3 protein-coding genes are annotated in these 1,467 nt (G+C 40.9%); all 3 read left to right on the top strand.

The genetic code is table 11. The features are described 5' to 3' along the window. Window positions 1-17: 17 nt before the first annotated feature. The 3 genes from GVO63_RS19020 to GVO63_RS19030 all read left to right on the top strand — a co-directional run bounded on the left by GVO63_RS19020 (window position 18) and on the right by GVO63_RS19030 (window position 1,444). A complete protein-coding gene (locus GVO63_RS19020) occupies window positions 18-353 on the top strand; it encodes a hypothetical protein (RefSeq protein WP_159581986.1) in 336 nt (111 codons plus the stop codon). 146 nt (window positions 354-499) lie between these two features. Further along, a complete protein-coding gene (locus tag GVO63_RS19025; RefSeq protein WP_159581988.1) occupies window positions 500-889 on the top strand; it encodes a GFA family protein in 390 nt (129 codons plus the stop codon). 108 nt (window positions 890-997) lie between these two features. Further along, window positions 998-1,444, top strand: coding sequence for a hypothetical protein (locus tag GVO63_RS19030; protein WP_159581990.1), 447 nt, complete (start codon window positions 998-1,000; stop codon window positions 1,442-1,444). The last annotated feature ends 23 nt before the right edge of the window (window positions 1,445-1,467 follow it).

Consider the following 1,467-nt stretch of genomic DNA (forward strand, 5'->3'; position numbering starts at 1 on the left):
GTTAGGTAAACCTGTATATGGAAATTTTGGTTGCTGTAATTAGCTTGCTTGTTTTCGGGGTATTCCTCGCTGTAGCTGTAGCGCTATCTAAAGTTCCCGTTTTAGGCAATGCTTTAGATTTTTTTGCAGAGTTAGCCAGCGGACCTCGCTTTGTATATCTTGCTTGGCCGTTTCTACTATCAACCGCTTACAGAAAAGAGTTAATTCTCGAGCATAAAAATAGAATTAAGTGGTTAGCTTGGGTAGAGTATTTTTTGGCAACAATTGTGTTCCTTACAATTTGCGCCATAGGGCTTTTAATCATACACCACAATGTAAAGAGGCTCTTGCTGCAAGGTGCTCTTTTTGAGTAGTTTACCTAACAATCGCATAAACTCGCTCGCGGGCTCGCTGGGACAAAAATACGTAGGCTCCCCTCGCTTCGCTCAGTATTATAGCCTACGTATTTTTGCCCGTTATGCGGGCCGTTATGCTGCTTGGTTGATATAAAGGAATAAAAATGAAGGGAAGTTGTAATTGTAAAAGCATATCGTTCTCCGCTAGCCAGCAAATTAAAGCATTCGTAAATTGTCACTGCAATCTGTGCAGGAAAATGAATGGTTCATCATTTTCAACCTATGTTGTAGTACCCGAAAACGAGTTTTCTATCACCGGTCAAAGCCTAAGCTCTTTCAAAGTGTCTGAACATGCTACGAAGCACTTTTGCACTCGTTGCGGTACACCCATTTTTAACACCAACCCTAAGCTAGCTGGTTTAATTATTATTCATCTGGGGGCTATCGACTCAAATTTAGAAATTAATCCCGCCGTAAACATCTTTTGCGAATCACAACTGGAATGGGTGGACAAAATCAGCGGTTTAAAGTGTTTTGAACAAGGCTTAGCGTAATGCAGCATAACAAGTCAATCAACACACTCACTGCGTTCGCTGGGACGCATACACGCAGGGCGGCTTCGCCATTATGCCCTACGTGCCTGCGCCCGTTATTGAAAAGTTATGCATCAAAGTGAAATTATGAACCGTAACCCTATTCCTTCTGACCCATTTAATAGGCAATATATTTATAAGGGCGCAGTGTTTCATTGGTCATTGGCTACTGGTTTCGTTTATCTAATTTGCTTAGCTATCAGCAAAGCCAGCCCCATTAGCATAGTGTTGCTTATTCCATCTAGTGTCGTTCTTTTTTTATGCATCAATGGTATTACTAACGACTTTGAGTTTAAAACCCTTTACAAAAAGCTGGGCTGGTATAGGAAATACACTATTGTTACTTTCTTATTAGGAGTGTTATTTGGTATTTCATGCGTTTTTGAGGCTAGCGCAGATTTCGCGGTCATTATCGCTTTTCCTGTTTTCGCCAATGGATTGTTTTTGTGGCCGTTGGTAACAACTAATACATATGTAAAAAACTACACTAGGTTGTTTGGGGTTTTTGACGCATAACAACCCAATCAACACACTCACTG

The organism is Alteromonas sp. KUL106 (genome assembly GCF_009811415.1).
Lineage (GTDB): Bacteria > Pseudomonadota > Gammaproteobacteria > Enterobacterales > Alteromonadaceae > Alteromonas.